Source organism: Nonomuraea sp. NPDC049141, assembly GCF_040648415.1.
Classification (GTDB): Bacteria; Actinomycetota; Actinomycetes; order Streptosporangiales; family Streptosporangiaceae; genus Nonomuraea.
Genome location: NZ_JBEZDR010000018.1, coordinates 114,723 through 135,285, shown reverse-complemented (window position 1 = coordinate 135,285; position 20,563 = coordinate 114,723). Strand labels below are relative to the sequence as shown.

General features: G+C 70.4%; 18 protein-coding genes. 9 read left to right on the top strand and 9 right to left on the bottom strand.

Translation table 11 applies throughout. The features are described from left to right. Positions 1–319: 319 nt before the first annotated feature. On the top strand, positions 320–2,623 hold the full coding sequence (locus AB0B91_RS43205; protein WP_358333309.1) for a hypothetical protein: 2,304 nt from the start codon (positions 320–322) through the stop codon (positions 2,621–2,623). A 4-nt stretch (positions 2,624–2,627) separates the two neighbouring features. On the opposite strand, the gene AB0B91_RS43200 is transcribed toward AB0B91_RS43205, so the two are convergent. The 3 genes from AB0B91_RS43200 to AB0B91_RS43190 are packed head-to-tail and all read right to left on the bottom strand — an operon-like array spanning position 2,628 to position 4,912. Further along, positions 2,628–3,233 (bottom strand): bifunctional 4-hydroxy-2-oxoglutarate aldolase/2-dehydro-3-deoxy-phosphogluconate aldolase, encoded by a 606-nt coding sequence (locus AB0B91_RS43200; RefSeq protein WP_358333306.1) that lies wholly within the window; start codon positions 3,231–3,233, stop codon positions 2,628–2,630. Continuing rightward, entirely contained in the window at positions 3,220–3,981 is a 762-nt protein-coding gene (locus AB0B91_RS43195) for an IclR family transcriptional regulator (protein WP_358333303.1), read from the bottom strand. The genes AB0B91_RS43200 and AB0B91_RS43195 overlap by 14 nt, the downstream gene beginning before the upstream one ends. After that, positions 3,953–4,912 carry a sugar kinase gene (locus AB0B91_RS43190; RefSeq protein WP_358333300.1) on the bottom strand — a complete coding sequence of 320 codons (960 nt, stop codon included), beginning with the start codon at positions 4,910–4,912 and terminating at the stop codon, positions 3,953–3,955. Before AB0B91_RS43190 ends, AB0B91_RS43195 begins: the two co-directional genes overlap by 29 nt. Before the next feature lie 106 nt (positions 4,913–5,018). Here AB0B91_RS43190 and AB0B91_RS43185 point away from each other — a divergent pair, with 106 nt between their 5' ends. Both AB0B91_RS43185 and AB0B91_RS43180 read left to right on the top strand, forming a co-directional pair. Then, positions 5,019–5,462, top strand: coding sequence for a nuclear transport factor 2 family protein (locus tag AB0B91_RS43185; RefSeq protein WP_358333297.1), 444 nt, complete (start codon positions 5,019–5,021; stop codon positions 5,460–5,462). A gap of 70 nt (positions 5,463–5,532) precedes the next feature. Then, a complete protein-coding gene (locus AB0B91_RS43180; protein ID WP_358333294.1) occupies positions 5,533–5,805 on the top strand; it encodes a hypothetical protein in 273 nt (90 codons plus the stop codon). 88 nt (positions 5,806–5,893) lie between these two features. Here the strand turns inward: AB0B91_RS43180 and AB0B91_RS43175 are convergent, their stop codons facing one another. Next, positions 5,894–6,532, bottom strand: a complete 639-nt coding sequence (locus AB0B91_RS43175) for a helix-turn-helix domain-containing protein (protein ID WP_358333291.1) — start codon at positions 6,530–6,532, stop codon at positions 5,894–5,896. Positions 6,533–6,628: 96 nt separating this feature from the next. Between AB0B91_RS43175 and AB0B91_RS43170 the strand changes: the two genes are divergently transcribed. After that, positions 6,629–7,558, top strand: coding sequence for an NADP-dependent oxidoreductase (locus AB0B91_RS43170; RefSeq protein WP_358333288.1), 930 nt, complete (start codon positions 6,629–6,631; stop codon positions 7,556–7,558). 69 nt (positions 7,559–7,627) lie between these two features. Beyond that, entirely contained in the window at positions 7,628–10,918 is a 3,291-nt protein-coding gene (locus tag AB0B91_RS43165; RefSeq protein WP_358333285.1) for a hypothetical protein, read from the top strand. 18 nt (positions 10,919–10,936) lie between these two features. Here the strand turns inward: AB0B91_RS43165 and AB0B91_RS43160 are convergent, their stop codons facing one another. From AB0B91_RS43160 to AB0B91_RS43150, 3 genes are all read right to left on the bottom strand, one after another. Next, the gene (locus AB0B91_RS43160; RefSeq protein WP_358333619.1) at positions 10,937–11,488 is read right to left on the bottom strand and encodes a haloacid dehalogenase type II; all 552 of its coding nucleotides are present in this window, start codon (positions 11,486–11,488) and stop codon (positions 10,937–10,939) included. Between the two features lie 163 nt (positions 11,489–11,651). Then, on the bottom strand, positions 11,652–12,593 hold the full coding sequence (locus AB0B91_RS43155) for a site-specific integrase (protein WP_358333282.1): 942 nt from the start codon (positions 12,591–12,593) through the stop codon (positions 11,652–11,654). A 234-nt stretch (positions 12,594–12,827) separates the two neighbouring features. Beyond that, complete coding sequence (locus AB0B91_RS43150) at positions 12,828–13,556, bottom strand: MarR family transcriptional regulator (RefSeq protein ID WP_225303134.1); 729 nt, start codon at positions 13,554–13,556, stop codon at positions 12,828–12,830. Positions 13,557–13,866: 310 nt separating this feature from the next. Between AB0B91_RS43150 and AB0B91_RS43145 the strand changes: the two genes are divergently transcribed. From AB0B91_RS43145 to AB0B91_RS43130, 4 genes are all read left to right on the top strand, one after another. Further along, positions 13,867–14,226 (top strand): DUF1048 domain-containing protein, encoded by a 360-nt coding sequence (locus tag AB0B91_RS43145; protein ID WP_358333278.1) that lies wholly within the window; start codon positions 13,867–13,869, stop codon positions 14,224–14,226. 134 nt (positions 14,227–14,360) lie between these two features. Next, on the top strand, positions 14,361–15,599 hold the full coding sequence (locus AB0B91_RS43140) for a serine hydrolase domain-containing protein (protein ID WP_358333275.1): 1,239 nt from the start codon (positions 14,361–14,363) through the stop codon (positions 15,597–15,599). 436 nt (positions 15,600–16,035) lie between these two features. Then, positions 16,036–17,670, top strand: coding sequence for a Mu transposase C-terminal domain-containing protein (locus AB0B91_RS43135; RefSeq protein WP_358333272.1), 1,635 nt, complete (start codon positions 16,036–16,038; stop codon positions 17,668–17,670). Between the two features lie 29 nt (positions 17,671–17,699). After that, positions 17,700–18,725, top strand: coding sequence for an AAA family ATPase (locus tag AB0B91_RS43130; protein WP_358333269.1), 1,026 nt, complete (start codon positions 17,700–17,702; stop codon positions 18,723–18,725). Positions 18,726–18,885: 160 nt separating this feature from the next. On the opposite strand, the gene AB0B91_RS43125 is transcribed toward AB0B91_RS43130, so the two are convergent. After that, positions 18,886–19,074, bottom strand: coding sequence for a hypothetical protein (locus AB0B91_RS43125; protein WP_358333266.1), 189 nt, complete (start codon positions 19,072–19,074; stop codon positions 18,886–18,888). Positions 19,075–19,138: 64 nt separating this feature from the next. Beyond that, positions 19,139–20,563: an aldehyde dehydrogenase gene (locus tag AB0B91_RS43120; protein ID WP_358333263.1), complete on the bottom strand. Its 1,425-nt coding sequence runs from the start codon at positions 20,561–20,563 to the stop codon at positions 19,139–19,141.

Sequence of the window (20,563 nt, the reverse complement as noted above, 5' to 3'; positions counted from 1 at the left end):
ACGGACGGCGGGGAACGGCGCGAGCCAGGTGAAGCCATGCGGCCGAAAGACCGGCAGGCGCATGGTGGCGGGGCTTTGGGTGCGATGACGTGCCAAAACCCCAAAAAGGTGGGCATAGTGGACAGGAGTTACTGGTGGTGTCGGTGAGGTGGGAGAGGGTGTCAGGCGAAGTGGCGGGCGAGAGCGCTGAGAGCTGAGTGCCATGTGGCTTGACGGGCTTCCGGTTCCCGCGTGGCTGCGGCCGTGGGTCGGGTGGGTCGTGGGGACGGATTGGCCGCAGGGAGACGAGCGGAGCTTGTTCCGGTTGGCCGATGCGCTCGTGGCTGCCGCGCGGAAGGTAGTGGCCGGAGTCGACGGGTTGGCGGAGTGGCTGGCCGGCCGGAGGCAGGGGGAGTGGGATGGGGACGCGCTCAAGGCGTTCGTGAAGCGGGTCGACGAGACCGTCGGAGGGCGGAAAGCCCGGCTGGTGAAGGAGCTCGTGTCGTTCGCGATCGAGCTGAACGAGCTTGGCGTGCAGGTCCAGTACACCAAGCGGATGATCAAGCTGGCCGTGTTGCTGTTCGTGGTTCAGATGCTGTGGCTGACGTGGGCGCTGTTGCACCCGGCCGGGCGGTTGACGGCGCAGGGGCTGTTCAAGGTGCGGGCTGAGGCCGCGCGGTGGACGGTCAGGCAGTTCAGGCAGCGGCTGATGGTGAACGTCGCACTCTTCGGGGCGCTGATGGGCGGGATGGACCTGTACGTACAGGCCACCCAGACGCGGCGCGACCACATCGACCTCAAGCAGGTGGCGACCTCCGCGGGGATGGGCATGATGACCGGCGGGCTGCTGACGGGATTGGCGTGGGCGTTGCCCACGCGGTCGCTGTGGATGTTGATGGGGCATTCGGGGGTGGCGTCGGCGGGGGCGACGGTGGCGAGTTCGCTGATGAGCGGGCAGCCGCTCGATTGGACGGTGATGGCCAAGGCGTTCACCTCGGGGATGGTGGGCGGCGTGGACGCCCACTGGGCCAGTTGGACGCCGGGCCGGGCCACGGGACATGGTGGCGACGCGGTGCCGGGCCATTCGTCGGCCGGGGATGCCGGGCCTGTGCTCGGAGGGACAGACGGGCGTTCGCCGCGAGGGGCGTCCGATGGTGGCGGGCCCATGCCTTCGCCGAGAGGGCAGGAGCGTGGAGTCTCCTCCCCGGCTGAGGCGGACGGGCCGGTACGGGGCGTACAGAACGGAGACGAGTCAGGGGCGGCGGCCGCTGGGAGGCGTACGGACCTGAGCGGCGTACGGGAGGAGCCTGGTGCGGGTCACCCGGCGTCGCATACCGGACGCATCGACCAGTTGATCAACCGGGATCCGCACGCGGACGTTGACCCCCCAACTCTGCGGTTGGGGCGGGAAGATGCACCGACGGCCGGGCTGCGGCAGAACAATGGTGATCCGTCTGGTGTGCGCGCCCGTGACGCCGTCACCGGGCGGATTGAGGACGCGCCGACGGTGCGGCTGAGGGAGAGCGGAGCGGGACGGGGCGAGAACGGTCCTGGTGGGCGGATCGAGGATACGCCGACGATCAGGCTGCGGCAGGGCGACGGCGGGAAGCCCGCCGATTCGGCCGGGCCGCGACCGGGCGAGGCGGTGACGCGCCGCATTGAGGACGCGCCGACCGTACGGCTGCGGGAAGGCGCGCCCGAGCCGGGCAGGACGGCCGACGCGAACGGGACGCGGGACGCGGGGCAAGCCGTGGACGCGGGCAGCGTGTCGGACCGGAGCAGGACGACAGAGACCAGCCAGGTGGCGGACACCTCGGCGGCACGGGCACCGGAGACGCCTGTGGCGCAGGTCAGGCAACCGTGGTACGCGCAGGAGGGTTTCCGTGAGCCGTCACGCATCGGTCACTGGACCTTCCCCGGCGAACTGGTGCGCGGGCTGCTGTCAGGGATCAAGGACCGCATCCTGCTCAGTGGCGGGATGGTCAACGCAGGACATGTCGCAAGGCTGGACTTCCATGACGGCAGTAGCGCGGTCGAGAAGGTGCTGCAGAGGCCCGGGGTCGTCGACATCGAGGCGAAACATCCGAGACGTCGCGCCGATTCCGAGGAACTGGGGTCGCTCGTCTACGAGGCGGTCGGGGCGCGGGTTCCACGGGTTTACCGGATGGGGCCGGATCGGCTGCTGATCGAGTTTCTCCACGGGTTCGGGTTGCCGAGGGCGCTGGGCAAGCCCGGAGATGTCCTGTTGATCGGGCTCGGTGACGCGCTGACGCTCAACGCGGACAGGTGGCGGACCAACTTCATGGTCGCCGAGGATGGCCGGATGGCGGGCATCGATCACGAGTTCTGCTTCATCGATCCGGCTGATCTGCACCAGATGCGCGGGCTGTCGCAGTGGGCCAGGCCGTTCTTCGACCGGTTCGAGATCGTGGAAGGGCCTGAGGGGGCTCGGTTCGCGTTCGAGTGGAGAAACAACGAGCTCAGTGCCGCTGATGTGGCGCGGATCGGGACGCGGCTGCGCGAACTGGAGTCGCACTTCACGGCCAGAGGCAGGCAGGATTGGTACACGGGGCTCATGGAACGGTGGGAGGGGATCGCCCGGCACGCGGCCAACGGGCCGGGATCGATCATCGATGGCGGATGAACGGTTACCGGGAAACCGCGTCCCGCAGCCGTACCAGCGCGTCCGGATCGTTCAACGCGGATCCGACCGCGACCCCCCGGCACCCGGCGGCGAGGAAGTCGGCCGCGTTGTGGGCGTTGATCCCGCCGGTCGCGACGAAACGGACGGCGGGGAACGGCGCGAGCTGCGCGGTGATCCAGCCGGGGCCGAGCTGTTCGGCGGGAAACGCCTTGAGCCAGGTGAAGCCCTGCGCCAGAGCCGTCGCGATCTCCGTGGAGGTGGCCACGCCGGGCAGGTGGGGGAGTCCGAGCCGCCGCGACTCGGCGACGACCTCGGGGTGCAGGCCGGGCGCGACCGTGAACGCCGCGCCCAGACGGCTGACCTCCGCGAGCTGTTCGGCGGTGGTCACGGTCCCCGCGCCGATGCTCCTGCCGTGCCCCCGCGCCGCGTCGAGCGCCGCGCGCAGGGACGGCAGGGCGTCGGGCGTCTGTACGGGCACCTCGATCAGCTCGACGCCGAACGCCCAGGCGCGCTCGCACATCTCCACGGTCGCCTCGGGATCGAGGTTGCGGAAGATGCCGAGAATCGGGTTACGGTCGAGGTGCCGGCCGAAGAACTCAGCGGCGTCCATATGCGTCTCCTCCCCAGCCCAGGTTCTTCGAGATCTGGTGGGCCGCTTCGCGGAAATCGTCGATGTGTACGCGCAGCTCCGCCAGTGGCGCGACCGCTCGCAGAGCGGTGACGGAGATGGCGTGGGTGACCTGGCCGCGGGCGTCGAACACCGGCAGCGCCAGGCAGTTGATGTAGTCCTCGTGCTCGCCGTCGTCCTCGGCCCATCCTCGTTCCCGGGTGAGCGCGAGGTCCGCTTCGAGCGCGTCGGCGTCGGTGATGGTCGTGGGCGTGAAGCGGGTGAAGGAGGCGTGTTCCAGGATCCGCGCCCGGGTCTTCTCGTCCTGGTAGGCGAAGATGACCTTCGCGACGGCCGCGGTGTGCGTCTGGGCGGGCAGCCCGATACGGGAGCCCATGGCCACGGTGCCCCGGCCGTCGATCTTGTCGACGTAGACGACCTGGTCTCCGGCCAGCTCGCCGAGGTGGACCGTGTGGCCGTACTTCTCGCCCAGCTCATGCAGGATCGGGTGCGCGAGTGAACGGGCCTCGACCTGGTCGAGAGCCAGCTGGCCGAGCGCGATGAGCTGGAAGCCCATGCCGTACGCGCCGCCGGGCACCCGCCGGACGAACCCGCCCTCCTCCAGGGTCTGCAGCAGCCTCAGCGCGGTCGACTTGTGCACGCCCAGGTGCTCGGCGATCTGACCGAGCGTGCGGTGTCGTACGGAGACGAAACCGATGATGTCAATGGCCCGGGCGACGGTCTGCGACATAGGCGTGCGCTCCTTCGGTGAGCAGCGTGACGATCTCGTCAGCGGGAGGAAGATCGGCCAGGTCGGCCGGAGTCATCAGGACCCGGGAAGCCGCGTAGTGCCCCAGCCGCAGCCGGGTCGCCTCGTCGCGGCCGTCCAGGAACCCGCTCAGCCAGCCGGCGGCGAAGGCGTCGCCCGCGCCGACCGCGTCCAGGACCTCGACCGGCATCGACGGCTCGCGGTGCACGCCCGTGGGGGTGAAGCTGACCGCCTCGATCGCGGCGTCCTTCACGATCAGGTACGGCAGGCCGTCGAGCAGCTCGCGCACGCTCTCCGCGTCCGACGTCCCCCACAGCGCCGCCGCCTCGTCCCGCCCGACGAAGACCACGTCGGCTCGGCGCGCGAGCTCCAGGAGCACGTCGGGCCCGTCGCCCGACCACAGGCCGGGACGGTGGTTGACGTCGAAGCTGACCACGGACGGACGCAACGGGCGGTCGAACACGATGTGCCGGGTCAGGTCCAGGCACGGCTCGGAGAGCGCCGCGGTGATGCCGGAGATGTGCGTCACCCGGGGCGGCGGCGCCGCCCAGCCGGCGACCTCGGCGGCGCTCATCGCCGAGGCCGCCGAACCCCGCCGGTAGTAGTAGACCGAGGTGCCCGACGAGGTCGGGTCCTTGAAGTACACGGCTGTGGGCCGCTCGGCGTCACGGCGTACGAGCTCGACGTTCACCCCGTGCGCGCGCAGTGAGTCGACGATGACGTCACCCAGCGGATCGCGGCCGACCGCGCTCGCCCACGCCGTGCTGTGGCCGAGCTGGGCGAGCAGTGCCGCCACGTTCGACTCCGCGCCGCCCGGCCGCAGGATGTACGTGCTGTCGGCGTCGAGCCGCCCGTCGACCGGGGTGACCATCACCATGGTCTCCCCGATCGCGAGCACGTCTGCTGGTCTCATCGGCCGCCTTTCGTTGCACATGTTGCAATAGCTATGCTGCATTTGCAACATATCAAATGAGTGGACTGGTTGCTAAATGGGGAGTTCCCCACTTAGTCTGTCCCGCATGACACTGGGCGCCGACGATCGCGCGGCCATCACAGAGCTGATCTCCCTGCACGGGCACCTGTTCGACGACGGCGAGTTGGACCGGCTGGACGAGCTGTTCACCGCCGACGTCGTTTACGACGCCTCGGACTTCGGCGCCGGATCGCTGGAAGGGGTGGCGGCGATCAGGGCGGCCGCGCTCACGCTGGGTGCGGCGAACCCCGTCGGCCATCACGTCACGAACGTCGTGCTCACCGAGATCGCCGACGGTCAGGTCCGCGCCCGATCCAAGGGGATCAGCATCATGGCGGGCGGCACCTGCGGAAGCGTGACCTACGACGACGTCATCTCGTACGGCGACCAGGGGTGGCGGCTGAGCTACCGCAAGATCATCGCGCGCCGGGAACCCCTCGGCGGGCGTCATGCGAGCAGTCAACCGGACGAATCTGGGCATACCGGGTAGCAGAGCCGAACCAGGGCTCTATAGGATCCGCGAAAGCGCTTTCCCACCCGTCGGCACCACGCCCGAGCCTGTGACGGTCACCGGTGACGGGGAGGCCAAGGTGGGGGTGCTCATCGCCGCGCCCTCGCCGGAGGGCTCCATCCACCGGGTCACCGCCGTCGCGGAAGGCGCGGGCGAACGCCGTACTCTCGACGGGAGCGTCGAGGCGGCGGCCACCGGCTGGACGATGTGGATGGTCTCGCACTTCCGCTACGACTTCATCCGGATCATGCTCCCGCTGTCCCGGCCGATCATCATGACCCTCGCCATCATGTCGTTCCAGTGGCGTCGGTCCTGTCCATGATCGCCCTTGTCGCGATCTACCTGATCTTCCAGAAGTACGTGATGAACGCCGACCTCGGCGCGGGCCTGAAGGACTAGGGCGCGTCCCGTCACCGGCCCTGCAGCCGGAGCAGCGCCCGATACATCGCGGTAGGCGTCGGCGGGTCGGGGAGCGGCTCCGCCCCCGGCCCGGCGAAGGCCTGGAGCAGGTACGCCAGCAGGCGCCGGTAGGTGCCGGGCGCCGCGTCGGCCGTTGCGGTGATGACGCCCGCGCAGGCCATCAGCAACATCACGAGATCCTCGGGCACGAAGTCGGCGCGTAGCCGTCCGGTCGCCTTGGCCCGGTCGATCAGCTCGACGAAGCCGTGATAGGCGCGGGCGCGTTCGGCCTCGAACTCCTTGGCCGTCGGCAGGCTCAACGTCAGCAGGTCGGCGAAGCCGCGATCGGTGGCCTGCATGGCGCACACCGTCTCCAGGTAGCCGCAGAAGCCGTGCCAGGCGTCCGGGTCGGCCAGGGCGACGCTGACCGCGTCGGCGTAGGCGGCCATCTTGTTGTCGAACGCGGCCGCGATCAGCTCGTCCCGGGTGGGGAAGCGCCGGTAGAGGGTGGCGATGCCGACCCCGGCCTGGCGGGCGACCTCCTCGATGGGCGCGTCCAGCCCCTGCTCGGCGAAGACGCGGCGGGCGGCGGCGATGATGCGCTCACGGTTGCGGGCCGCGTCCGCGCGCAGCGATGGCGGGGTAGTCACCTCTCCAGCATACAAGTGGAGTAAGACCTCCAGTTATGCTGTTACGCTGACTCACAAATGGAGGGAACCCTTCATTTACCTCTAGGAAGGACCGCCATGCGCGCTCTGGTCGTTACCGCCGTTCCCGGCAGCCCCGCGCTGACCGAGGTGCCCGCCCCGGCCCCCGAGGCCGGTGAGCTGCTGGTGCGCGTCGCCGCCACCTCCGTCAACGGCTTCGACGCGGCCACCGCCGCCGGAATGCTGCAGGGGATGATGGAGCACCGCTTCCCGCTGGTGCTCGGCAAGGACTTCGCCGGCACCGTCGAGGCCGTCGGCTCGGACGTGACCGGTTTCACGGCCGGTGACGTGGTGTTCGGGGTGGTGATGAAGCCGTTCCTGGGCACCGGCTCGCTCGGCGAGTACGTCACCGTCACGGCCGGCTACGGCGTCACGCGCGTTCCCGGCAAGCTCGGCGTCGCCGAGGCGGGCGCGCTGGGCCTGGCCGGCACGGCGGCGCTGACCGCCGTCGAGGCCCTCGACCTCCGGGAGGGGGAGAGCGTGCTGATCGTGGGTGCGACCGGTGGGGTCGGCGCGCTCGCGCTCCAGTACGCCCGGGCCCGCGGCGCCCAGGTGATCGCCACCGCGCGACCGGGCGCCGAGACCGACTTCGTCCGCGACCTGGCCGGGGACGGCATCGACGTGGTGGACCACAGCGGCGACCTGGCGGCCCAGGTCCGCGCCCTCGCGCCCGGAGGGGTGACCGCGGGCCTGCACCTCGCCGGTGACGGCGCCCTGGTGGCCGACCTGGTGACCGACGGCGGGCGGTTCGCCTCCACCCTGGGCTTCGCGCCCGAAGGCGATCGGCTCGCCGCGACCGCGGTCATGGCCGACCCCACGGTCGCCGTCCTGGACCGGTTGGCCGCCGACGCCGCGGGCGGCGCCATCCGGGTGCCCGTCACCCGCTCCTACCCGCTGGCGGAGGCGGCCCAGGCGTTCGACGACTTCGGCGCGGGCGCCATCGGCAAGCTCGCCATCACCGTGGGCTGAGACCGTCCGCACGAGCCCATGTGCGAAGAGTCCATCTCCGATGACGTTGGGTGACGGTAGATTTCCCGTGTGGCGAACGGAGCGGATTTTCGCGAGGCCGGGATCGGAGCCGAGCGGCGGCGGCGTTTCGCCGATCCCGCCGCCGGCTGCCCCTATCCGGGGCTGATGTCCTTCCGCACGGAGGACGCGCGCTGGTTCTTCGGCCGCGACCGGGCCGTGGCCGACCTGGTGGACCTGCTGGCCGATCCCGATACGGCAGGCCATCCGGCGATCGTGATCGGCCCCTCGGGAGTGGGCAAGTCCTCGCTGCTGCGAGCCGGTCTGGCCCCGGCCGTGCTGCGAGGGGCGCTTCCCGGCCGCCGGCCCGGGCAGCCGAGTGTGGCGTACCTGACGCCTACGGCCCGGCCGATGCGCGAGCTGGGCGGCGTCGACTCCCGCACGCTGGTGATCGTCGACCAGTTCGAGGAGCTGTTCACGCTCTGCGAGGACGAGGCCGCCCGGCAGGCGTTCATCGCCGAGTTGTGCCACCGGTCGGCGGCCGGGCTCGCGGTGGTCCTGGGCGTGCGCGCCGACTTCTACGGCCACTGCCTGGCCCACCCGCCGCTGCTGGCGGCGCTGCGGGCGCGCTGCCTGCCGCTTGGCCCGATGGCGGCCGGGCAGCTCCGGCAGGCGATCAGCGAACCCGCCGCGGTGGCACGGCTGGCTCTCGAACCCGGCCTGGTCGAGCTGCTGCTACGCGACGTCGGCGCCAGGACCAGCGGCGCCTGCGAGGCCGGGGCGCTGCCGCTGCTGTCCCACGCCCTGCGCGCCACCTGGCAGCAGCGGACCGGCGCCCTGCTCACGGTCGCCGGCTACGAACGCACCGGCGGCATCCGGGCCGCCATCGAGATCACCGCCGAGCAGGCGTACGAGCAGCTCGACGCGGCGCGGCAGCAGGTGGCCAGGAACACCCTGCTGCGCCTGGTCCAGATCGGCGACGGGGTGGCCGACAGCCGCCGCCGGCTCGCCCGCCACACGCTGACCGGGGACGAGGCCGCGCAGGCCGTCGTCGAGACGTTTATCCGGGACCGCCTGCTGACGGCCGACGCCGAGTGGATCGAGATCAGCCACGAAGTGCTGCTCGACGCCTGGCCCCGGCTGAAAGGCTGGATCGACACCGACCGGGCGGGGCTCCGGATCAGGCAGCGGCTCACCGACGCCGCCGAGGCGTGGGAGCACGCGGAACGTGACGACTACCTCCTGCTGCGCGGCCCCCACCTGACCACGCTGCGCGAATGGGCCGACATAGCGCCCGCCGGCGCCCTCACCCCGGTCGAGCGCGCCTTCCTGACCGCCAGCTGGCAGGGGCAGGAGTCCGAGCGGCTGGAGACGCTGAGGCGTAACCGCAGGCTGCGCCGCCTGGTCGGCTGCCTGGCGGTCACGCTGGCGCTGACCGTGGCCGGCGCGGTCGTGGTGGTCGAGCAGACGGGACAGGCGCAACGGAGTTCCCTGGCCGGGCGGCTGTCCGTCGAGGCGGCCAGGCTGGCCGCATCCCGGCCGGAGGTGTCGGCGCTGCTCGCCGCGGCGGCCGTCGAGCAGGACCGCACACCGCAGTCGCTCGGCGCGCTCATGAGCACCCAGGCAGGAGGGTTCGTGGCGCGCCTGGCCGGACACAAGGCTCCCCTTTGGGGAGCGTCCTTCAGCGCTGACGGCTCGACCCTGGCAACCGTCGACCACGGCGGCCGCGCCCTGCTGTGGGACGCCCGCCGGCGGACCGTGATCCATACGCTGGAGGACCTCTCCGCACGCCTCACCGCCATCGCCATCAGCCCGGACGGCCGTCTGGTCGCCGGGGCGGGAGACGACAGACGGCTGCGGATGTGGGACGCCGGGACGGGCCGGGTGCTGGCGACCCGCCCGCTGCCGGGCGGTGCGGCGATGGGCGGGCTGTCGTTCGATCAGAAGGGCGCGATCCTGGCCGTGGCCGGGACCGGAGTGGCGTTGTGGCGGGCCGGCGACCTGCGGGCGCTGCCGCCTCCGCCGTGGGGGGCCGACCCCATCGAAGGGACCGCGTTCAGCCCCGACGGCACCCTGCTGGCCGCCGCGGGCCGCGACGGGCGGCTGCGGCTCTGGCGCACCGACGGCAAGGGCGGGCCACCGGTGACCCTCAAAGCGGGCGCGCACGCGGTGCGCGACGTCGCCTTCAGCCCGGACGGCACCCGGCTGGCCGCCGCGGGTGACGACGGCGCCGTACGACTCTGGCGCACGTCCGACTGGCACCCGTCGGGCGTACTGACCGGGCACCGCGGCACCGTGTGGGACCTAGACTTCCGCGGCGACGGCCGGCTGCTCGCCACAGCGGGGGAGGATCAGCGGATCCTGCTGTGGGACGTGGCGGCGGGCCGCCGGCTCGCCGAGCTGACCGGCCACAGCGCCCCCGTGCACGCGGTCGCCTTCCCGCGCCGGGGCACGCTGCTGGTCAGCGCCGCCGCCGACACGACCGGGGCCATCTGGGACAGCGCGGGCTGGGAGGTCCGCGGCTGCCCCGAGCCGGAATCGATCGCGGCGGCATGGGGACCCTGGGGGCTGGTGACCGGCGCCGTCGACGGCGTCGTCCGCTATGGCGGACCGGCCGCCGCCACAGGACCGTGCGGACAGTTGCCTGTGCCGTACCCACCGATCAGCGGCCTGGCCAGGGGCGGGAAGGACGGCGACCTGCTGGCGGTCGGCGCGGACACAGGACGGATCCGCCTCTGGGATCTCCGGCACCGCACCGAGCTCTACCGGCTCGACCACCCCGACCCCGGAGCCGCGGACCGGAGCCGGGTCGCCATCAACCCCGCCGGCGACCTCGTGGCGGGCGGCTATGGCGACGGGATCCTGGTGTGGCGCATCGCCACAGGTCCAGCCATCAGGACGGACACCTGGACGGCGTCCGGGACCGTGGGCGCGCTCGCGTTCGACCCCGGGGTCCGGACGCTGACGACCGGCGAGGACCGGGCCGTCTACCTGCGGCGGCTCGGCGATCCCGCGTCGCGGCAGCTCCTCACGGCCGGCACCTCACCGATCACGGCGCTCGCCTACAACGCGGACGGCACCGTGCTGGCGATCGGCTCCGACGACGGCACGGTACGGCTCTGGCAGGTCCAGGGGCGGCGCGAGCTGTTCGCGCTGTCCACCCGCCAGGGCTCCGTCCGGGCGCTGGGTTTCGCCTCCGGCCGCCTGGCCGTCATCGGAGCGCACGGCACGCTGCGCTGGTGGGACCTGGACGAAGGCGCGTCGCTACGCCGTGCCTGCGACATCGCCTCCGTGCCCGAGCCGCAGGAGTGGGCGCGGCTCGTACCCAACATGAAGAGCCTGTCACCGTGTGATCCCGCCTAGTCGAGCCTTGATCACGCTTCAGCAGCCGAGCTTGTCGGCGAGCTCGTCGAAGCTGGTGGCGGCGAGGTCGCTGGTGGTGTTGGCGGCGCGGTCGGCGGGGCGGTCAGGTCCTTTCTCCAGGGGCCGTTCCAGGAACGCGGTGCGCAGCCCGGCCTGGCGGGCTCCGTCGAGGTCCCAGGTGTGGGCGGCGACCATGAGGATCCGGTCCTGCTCGATGTCGAGCAGGTCGGCGGCGGTCATGTAGGGGGCCGGAGCGGGCTTGTACATGCGGGCGAGTTCGGCCGACAGGACGCAGTCGAAGGGCAGGTGCGTACTGTTGATGAGGTTGGTCAGCAGCGCGAAACCGCCGTTCGACAGTGCCGCCACGACGTAACGTCCGCGCAGCCGTGCCAGCCCGGAAGCCGCGTCGGGCCAGGCGGGCAGCCGGTGCCACGCGCGGACCATGCGCTGGCGGGCGGCCTCGTCGAACGCGCCGGCCATACCGCGGTTCTCCAGCAGGTCGTCCAAGGATTCGCGGTGCAGTGTGTCAAGGTGGGCCCAGTCGCGTTCGCCGCGATTGACGCATTGGATGGACGGGAGGTTGTGACTTGGATCGTTTGAGGTCGTGATTCTTGGATCGGTATTTGTCGTCGGGGTCCCCGTAGTGATCGCCTCGAGCCGGGGGCGGGGTATGAGCGACTACCTGTTTGAGCTGCGTGGGATGGCGTCCAGGTGCCCGGCCTTGTGACGGGGCCTAGTGTCGGCGGCGGGGTGGGGCGAGGTGCTCGGTGACCTTGGCGATGGCTTCGGGGCCGGGTTTGACGTAGCGCATGGCGGTGCGGGGGTTCTTGTGGCGGGTCTTGCCCATGATGAGCTGGAGCGGGACTTCGGCTTCGCCGAGGTGGGTGGCGGCGCTGTGGCGCAGCTGGTGCAGGTCGAGGCCGGCGTACTTGTCCAGCAGGACGCGGGCGCGGTCGTAGCCGAGGCGGGCGCGGCCGGTGTGCGGGCAGATGTCGGCGGGGGCCGGGTGGCGGGCGGGGACGGGGCGGCGTTCGGACAGGAACAGCGGGCCGCGGGCGCGAGTGCTGCCGTCCGGGAGACGCAGGAGCCGGGGCAGGAGGTGGGCGGTGCCCGTCTCCCAGAACACCCATTCGATGGCGCCGCCCTTGGACCGGACGGGTGCGCGGCGGTGCTCCAGGTCGAGGTCCTCGACGTTCAGCGCGAGAATTTCCGCCGCTCTGGCCGCCGTTTCATAGAGCATCCTCCACAGCGCCCGCTCACGCAGCGGGATGTCGCGCCGTGACAGCAGCCGGTGGATCGCGGTCTTGGCCACGGCGCGGGTCTCGTCCGCGCTCTCCTTACGGCGTTCGGCCTCAGCCGGGACCGACGGCGCGGCCCAGTGCTTCTTGGCCTGGCACCAGAGCAGCCAGGAGGTGATGGCGGCGCGGTTGCGGTTCCAGGTCGCCGGCGCGCTCGCCCCCCACAGTTCGGCGAGCGCGGTGCCGATCTCGGCGTCGGCGACCTCAGCCAGCGGCCGATCGCGGCCGAGCCGGGTGATGACGCGGTCGACGGCTGAGGCGTAGGCGCGGTGGGTGTTGGGGTTGGCCGTGCGCGGGGTGGCCAAGTAGGCGTCGGCGGCCGCAGCGAGGGTGACGTTCCCGCCGCGCAGGGCGGCGACCTTCGGCGCCGCGCTCATACCAGCCGCCTGGCGGCGAGCGCTGCACCGGTCCCGGTGATGTACCGGATAACGTGCCAGAGTCGCGCACCACTCTGGTGAAGGGTTCTCCTGGTAGGGGCGCCGCCATGATCGCTCATGTACGTGATAATAAGCCGTTATCGCGTACATGGCATGCCGCGCAGGAGCGAGCGATGGTGGGAGTGCGTCTTCATAGGGGATCCCTTCCTGGGCCCCGCCGAAAGCCGCGAGAGATCATGACCGGTGCCTGGCGTTCCGTTCGTCCTGGTTCTGCTGCCACTGCTCCATGACCTGTCCGAGGCTCGCGTTCACGAGGAGCAGGAACTCGGCAGAGGAGCAGAAGCGGGCGCCAGCCGGGGTCGCGGCCCCGAGGACCTCCGCCGCGCGCTGCGAGGTGGCGGCCAGGGTCTCGTTCATCTGCAGAGCCGCGAGGGTGGAGCGGACCCAGAGCTCGTCGTCGACGACGTAGCGTTCGCGGCGCCCGCCGGGAGTTCGTTCCCGCTTGAGGAGTCCCTGCTGTTCCAGGAGGGCGACGGTCTGCGAGATCGACGCGGGGCTGACGTGAAGCCGCTGGACCAGGTCGGCGGCGGTGAGGTTGCCGGAGTCGGTGACATGCAGGCAGGCCAGCACCCTGGCCGCCATCCGGGGCATCCCTTGCTGCTCAAGGAGCGTGGCGAAGGATTCGGTGACGTTCTGGACCGCCTGGGGGTCGCGCCCGTGGCTGCTGTCGCCGATCGGCGGCGCCGGAGGTTTGGCCTGCCGGTGGCGGCGCGCACGCTGCTGGGTGGCTTCCTGCGCCCGCTGCGCCCGGTAATCGTCGGGTCCGCCGTTGCGGGTGACCTCCCGCATGATGGTTGAGCCGGGCCGCCCGAGACGCCGGCCGATCTCGGTGTATCCGAGCCCCTCGGCCAGCCCTGTAGCGATGTGCCGACGGTCCTCGTCGGTGAGTCTGTCTCCGGGCATCGGTGCTCGTCTCCATCTGCCGGCGTGCGCGCCTCGGCGCCCGCACTCCCGCCGCACAGTATGCAATCACTCGCAGTCCATTGCAACACAGATCTTGATCATCTATTGCAATCAGCGTCATACTCATTGCAGTATTCGTCCACAGACTGAGCTTTAACAGGCTTATCGGCTTTTCCAATATGTTGACTCATCTATGAATGCAATGTACTGTCGCAGACGTTCAGCGATGCATGAACAACCGGCCTGGTGGAGGATCTGGAGCTTCCCCCACACAACGGCTCGAACAGCTCCACAAAGGAGACGGATCACCATGTCCGACACCAAATTCGGCGGTTTCGTCGCGATGATGATCGGCCCCAAGCGGCGGTGGCGGCAATACCAGGCGCGCGTACGACAGCTTCCGCCGAACTACCGCACAGCGGTCGAAGCTATTCAGCGGCACATGATGCACTTCGTGCCGACTGACGCCGACAGCGACGCGTCGAGGTTCGAAGACCTCGCCGCCCTGTTCGAACAGGCCGCGGCGGCCGGAACGCCGATCCGCGAGATCGTCGGGCAGGACCCGGTGAAATTCGCCGAGGCGTTCGCCCGGAACTACACCGACGGCGGCTACGTCCCCGCCCGTGCGCGGAAGCAACTGACCGACGCCATCGAGCGCGCCGCCGGTTAAGGAAACACGACAAGACCGTCTGACGACGACCCAGCACATCGCGCCCGAGGCCGAGCGCCACGCCGGGACGGGACGGGACGGGTCACGCAAGATCAACGTTGTGTATCGAACACTTGTATGTAAGGAAATTTGTGATGGGACACAGCAACAGCGGCTTCTCCAAGACCGGGCTGGACAGACTGCGCGAGGTGCTGGCCGGGCATGTCGAGTCCGGGAAGATTCCCGGACTCGTCGCCCTGGTCAGCCGGGGCGAGGAGACACACGTCGAAACGATCGGGACGATGCGCCATGACGGGGGCGCGCCGATGAGCCGCGACACCATCTTCCGGATGGCCTCCACGTCCAAGCCGGTCGCGGTGTCGGCGACGATGGTCCTGCTGGATGAGTGCCGGCTGCGGCTGGACGACCCGGTGGATCCGTGGCTGCCCGAACTCGCCGACCGGCAGGTCCTGAAGCGGCCCGACGGCCCGCTGGACGACACCGTGCCGGCGCGGCGGCCGATCACCGTACGCGACCTGCTCACCTCCACCTGCGGGCTCGGATTGGATCTGACGGCGAAGACCGCCCCGATCATGGGCGCGCTCTTCGAGCGGGGGGTCTACGGCCAGGAGGACGGATGGCTGCTGCCGGGCTCGGACCCGGATGAGTGGATGCGCCGCCTCGGCACGCTCCCGCTGGCCTACCAGCCCGGACAGCGCTGGCAGTACAACCTCAGCGACGACCTGCTCGGCGTGCTGGTGGCCAGGGTCACCGGCCAGCCGTTCGAGACGTTCCTGCGCGAGCGCATCTTCGACCCCCTCGGCATGACCGACACCGCCTTCCACGTGCCCGCCGACAAGATCCACCGGCTGCCGCCCCTGTACGCCCCCGACTGGCAGACCGGAGAGTTCAACGTGGAAGACCCGGCCGAAGGCGGACACCACAGCAAGCCTCCGGCGTTCCCGTCCAGCGGCGGCGGACTCGACTCCACCGCCGACGACTACCACGCCTACTTCCGCATGCTCCTCAACGGCGGCATGCACGACGGCCGACGCATCCTGTCCCGGGCCGCCGTCGAGCTGATGACCACCAACCGCCTCACGCCCGAGCAGCAAGCCGCCCGAGAGGTCTATGCCCGCAACGTCCTCCATACGGGGTACGGCCTGGGGCAGCACGGCGGCTGGGGCTTCGGCATGGCGGTGCGCACCTACCGCGGCGACTACGCGCCCATCGGCCAGTTCGGCTGGGACGGCGGAGCCGGCACCACCACCTACGCCGACCCCGAGAACGGCCTCGTCGGCATCCTGCTCACCCAGTCCGGGATGTCCACCCCGGACTCGGCGCGGGCCATCCACGACTTCTGGACCACCCTCTACCAGGCCATCGACGCCTGACCCACCCCAATCTGGTCGAGGTCGCTCCGGCAGAAGACCTCGACCAGGCCCCGGCCTTCGACTCCACTACGTTCCGCGATCACCTTCGTCTCCTCCAGCGCGGCCGACGAGCACGCGCGCCGCACCGTGCCCGAAACTGCAGGCCAAGGGCCGCCACCACGCCGCCCGTCTGGCCGCCCTCCCGGGCATCTGGGCGACCATCGACCAGCCTGCGCTCCCGCTGCAGGTACACCCTCACGGGGGGGGCAGAACATAAGCCCATGGAAACGCGCCCAGACGCGCCGCAGGCACCATCAACGCCCGCCTGGACGCGCTCGGCTCCGCCTGCGCCTGGTGGCGCGATCAGGACTGGCTTGACCGTGGTTGCGCCGGCTGTGGCATGAGTGTGGCTTCGAGGCAGGTGGTCTGTGCGGCGCGCGGGGCCGACGATGACATGGTGAGCACCGCGAGTGAGGAGCCGCCAGGAGTCGGGGCCGCGAGCACCCCGGCCCGATCCGGGCGGGCCGCCGGGACGGGCCGTGGGTCGGCGATGGCCCGCTACGAGCTGCTGGCCCCGCATCTGCACGAGGGAGTGCCCCTGGCCCGGCTGGCGGCGGGGCAGGGCGAGAGCGGTGTCACCTACCGGACGTTGCAGCGCTGGCTGGCGGCCTACCGGCAGGGTGGACTGGAGGCGCTGGCCCGGGCCGGCCGAAAGGACAAGGGGCTGCGCCGATTCCCCGAGGAGCTGGTGGCCTTCATCGAGGGAATGGCGCTGCGTACGCCGCGGCCGAGCGTGGCCACGATCCACCGGCAGAGCGCTTCCGTCGCCGCCGCCCGCGACTGGCCGATCCCCACGTACTGGACGGTGCATAAGATCGTCAGCTCGCTGGACCCGGCGCTGGTCACCCTCGGCGTGCAGGGGACCAAGAAGTACCGCGAGACCTTTGAGCTGGTCTACCGGCGCGAGGCCGCCAAACCCAACGAGATCTGGCAGGCCGACCACACCGAGCTGGACATCTGGGTGATCGACGACAACGACAGCCCCGCCCGGCCGTGGCTGACCGTGATCGAGGATGACCACTCCCGCGCGATCGCCGGATACGCCGTCAATCTGGAAGCGCCCTCGGCGCTGAGCACCGCACTGGCCTTGCGGCACGCGATCTGGCGCAAGAACGAACCGTCCTGGCACGTGTGCGGCGTCCCGTCGGTCCTGCACCTCGACCACGGCGCCGACTTCACCTCCGCCCACCTGCAGCAGGTGATGGCCGACCTGAAGGTCACACCCGTCTACACCAAGAAGGGCCAGCCGCACGGCCACGGCAAGATCGAGCGGCTCATCGGCACCGTCAACCAGATGTGCCTGGCCCACCTGCCCGGCTACGCACCGCGCGGCACCTGCGACCGGGCCGGGCAAGCCACGCTGACCCTGCCCGAACTGGACACCGCGATCGGCCGGTTCTTCCATCAGGTCTACAACCAGCGGCCCCATTCCGAGACCAAGACAGCGCCGCAGGCACGCTGGGAGGCCGGCGCGTTCATCCCGCGCATGCCCGACTCACTCGAGCAGCTGGACCTGCTGCTGCTCACGGTCGCCAAGCCCCGCAAGATCCACACTGATGGGATCCACTTCCTGTCATTGCGCTACCTCGACCCGGTATTGGCCTTCTACACAGGCGAGCAGACCACGATCCGCTACGACCCGCGCGACATCACCGAGATCCGCGTCTACCTGCGCGGCGGCGACGGCAGCGAAGAGTTCCTGTGCCGGGCGATCTGCCCCGAACTCGCTGAGACCACCATCAGCCTCAAAGAGATCACCGCCGCCCGCAACGCCCGCCGAAAGGAGCTGCGCGGCCACCTGACCAGCCGAGCCGCCGTTGTCGACCGGCTCCTGGCCGCCCACGCCGAACCGCTGCCCGCCGCCTACCCCACGCCAGCGCCGGCCAACTGGCACAGCCTGACCCAGCCCGCAGCGCCCGACACCGCAACCGCCGCCCAGCGCGGCGATCCCTGCCCCGAGCCGCCGCCAGGGGCGGACACCACCCCTACCCGCCGTGACAGTCCGCGACTCAAACGCTACTGGAATGAGTGATCCGTTCCCCGCCCGGACACACACCACGCGTGGACTTAACAGATGACAGCGACCCAGGCGAAACCCCCGACCCACCCCCCGATCCCCTGGACCAGCCCGACCCCGCAGACGCAGACCTTCCGCCCGGCCAACTGCCCGGTGAGCCAGCACCCGGCGGCCACGCTCCCCGCCTGGACATCAGCGACCGGCCGCCACCGCCTCACCGGCCCGGCCCGGACGCCAACGGGTACGCGACAACAGGGGCCGCCGCCCCCATCATGATCACCAAAGAACACCGGCTCTTCGTCGAATTCGCCGACGCCGTACGTCGCGAACGCTACGTCGGTCTCTGCTTCGGGGCCCCGGGCGTCGGAAAGACACAATCGGCCCGCCACTACTCCCAATGGGATCGGCTCGCCCACCACCTTGACGGCACTCGCCCCGCCGGTTCCGACGACGGCGACACCTCAGCCGCGCACCTCCTGGCCGCCCGCGCCGTCATGTACACACCCAAGGTCCACAACACCCCACACCACCTCGACAAAGAGATCTCCTTCCTGTGCGACCGGCTCGGCTGGAACGTAGAGATCATGCTCAACTCCGGCCGCGGCGTCGACGAGCACGGCATGCTCAACGCCAGTACTCATGCCGAACTCCTCATCGTGGACGAAGCCGACAGGCTCCGGGTCGCGGCACTGGAGCAACTACGCGACCACCACGACCGGACCGGCATCGGGCTGATCCTGATCGGGATGCCGGGCATAGAAAAGCGGCTCTCGCGCTACCCCCAGCTCTACTCCCGGGTCGGGTTCGTCCACCATTACAAGCCCATGTCCGCGAACGAGCAGGCCTTCGTCCTGGCCCGATCATGGCCCCATCTACGCCTCGGCGACAGCGACGACTACGCCACCACTGAAGCCGTCGCCGCCATCACCCGCATCACCAGCGGCAACTTCCGGCTCACCGTGCGCCTCATCGGGCAGATCGAGCGAATCATGAAGATCAACAACATGTCGGTCATCACCAAGGAGATCGTCGACGCCGCCCGCCAGAACCTCGTCATCGGCTCGATGTGAGATCACACCAACCACCAACAGAGATCCGCCACCAACGATCATGAACTGAGCCGCTGCCTGGCCCCCGCTTCCGGGCCAGGCAGCGGCCTGTTCAGAACACTCAGGACCAACCACCGCAGCCAATCCGACCACGACAAATACCGATCCAAGAATCACGACCTCAAGCGATCCAAGTCACAGGGAGGTATCGGTCTCGCCAGGCGTCGGCGAACTCACCACCGTCGATCGCTACGTCCTGCTCGGCGGCGACCTGGGATACCTGATCGGCGACGCCGGTACGCCAGTCGAAGGTGGTGCCGAAGATGTCGCAGGCGATCACGCGGATGTCGGCGGGGTTGAACTCGGTCATGGACGAACTATCCTTTGCGGTGCGTCTCGTGGGTGTCAGCGGTTTGCTCCCGGGGGAGCCGACCTCAGCAGTAGATGGACTTGAGCTGCTGGTAGGCGGCCAGCCCCTCGGGGCCGAGTTCGCGGCCGATGCCGCTGGCCTTGACGCCGCCGAAGGGCGCCGCCGGGTCGGGGAGATAGCGGTTGACACCGATCGTCCCTGTCTCGATCCTTCGGGCCAGTCTCAGCGCGCGCTCCGGGTCAGCGGACCAGACCGTGCCGCCCAAGCCGAAATCCGAGTCGTTGGCGATGCGGACGGCCTCCTCCTCGTCACGGTAGGGGATCACGGCGAGCACCGGGCCGAAGATCTCCTCCTGGCAGATGGTGGCGTCGTTGTCCACGTCGGCGAACACGGTGGGCTCGACGAACCAGCCCTGGTCGCGGCCCGCCGGCCGGCCTCCGCCTGTGGTGACGCGGCCGCCTTCCGCGCGCCCCTTGGCGATGTAGCCCTCCACGCGCTCGCGGTGCCGGGCGCTGACCATTGGCCCGATCTGGGCGCCGGGGTCGAGCGAGTCGGCGACGTTCAGCGAGGCGGCGAACTCGGTGAGAGTGTCGACGACCTCCGTGTACCGGGCACGCGGGGCGAGCACCCGGGTGCCGAGGTAGCAGGTCTGCCCGTTGTTGGCCAATGTCGCCAGGAACAGATCCTGTCCGATCGCGCCGAGGTCCAGGTCGGCGTCGTCGAGGACGATCGCGGCCGACTTGCCGCCGAGTTCGAGGGTGACCGGGCGCAGCAGCCGCCCGCACCTTTCGGCGATCTCCCGCCCGGCCGCGGTCGAACCGGTGAACCCCACCTTGTCGATGCCCGGATGGGTCACGAGGTAGGCGCCCAGGTCCCGTCCACCGGGCACGATGTTGAGCACACCGGCGGGTAGTTCCGCGTCGATCGCGGCCTGGGCCAGCAGGAAGCTGTCCAGCACGGTCTCGGGCGATGGCTTGACCACCACCGTGCACCCGGCGGCCAGCGCGGGCGCGATCTTCATGAAGCCCAGGGTCTGCGGGAAGTTCCACGGCACGATCGCCGCGACGACACCGAGCGGCTCCCTGCGGACCCGGACGGTTCCCCCGAGCAGTCCAGGTCTGGCCTCTTCCTGATCGTCCGCGATCAGATCGGCGTAGTAGCGCAGCAATGTGGCCGGGAAGTTGGCCTCCAGTTGGGACGCGAACGCTATCGGCATCCCGTTCTGGGCCGAGACGAGGTGGGCGAAGCCGTCCTTGCGGGCTTCGATCGCATCGGCGAAGCGACGCAGCGCGGCGGCGCGGTCGCGGTCACGCCAACCGGGGAACGCGCGTCTCGCGGCCGTGACGGCGGCGTCGGCATCCGCGTGCACCGCCTCGGGAACCTCGCCGATCGTCTCTCCGGTATTGGGAGAGACGACGGCGATTCTCGCGTCGGATGCGGGGGCGCCCCAATCGCCGCCGAGGTACAGCGAGTCGTGACGTGTGAACAC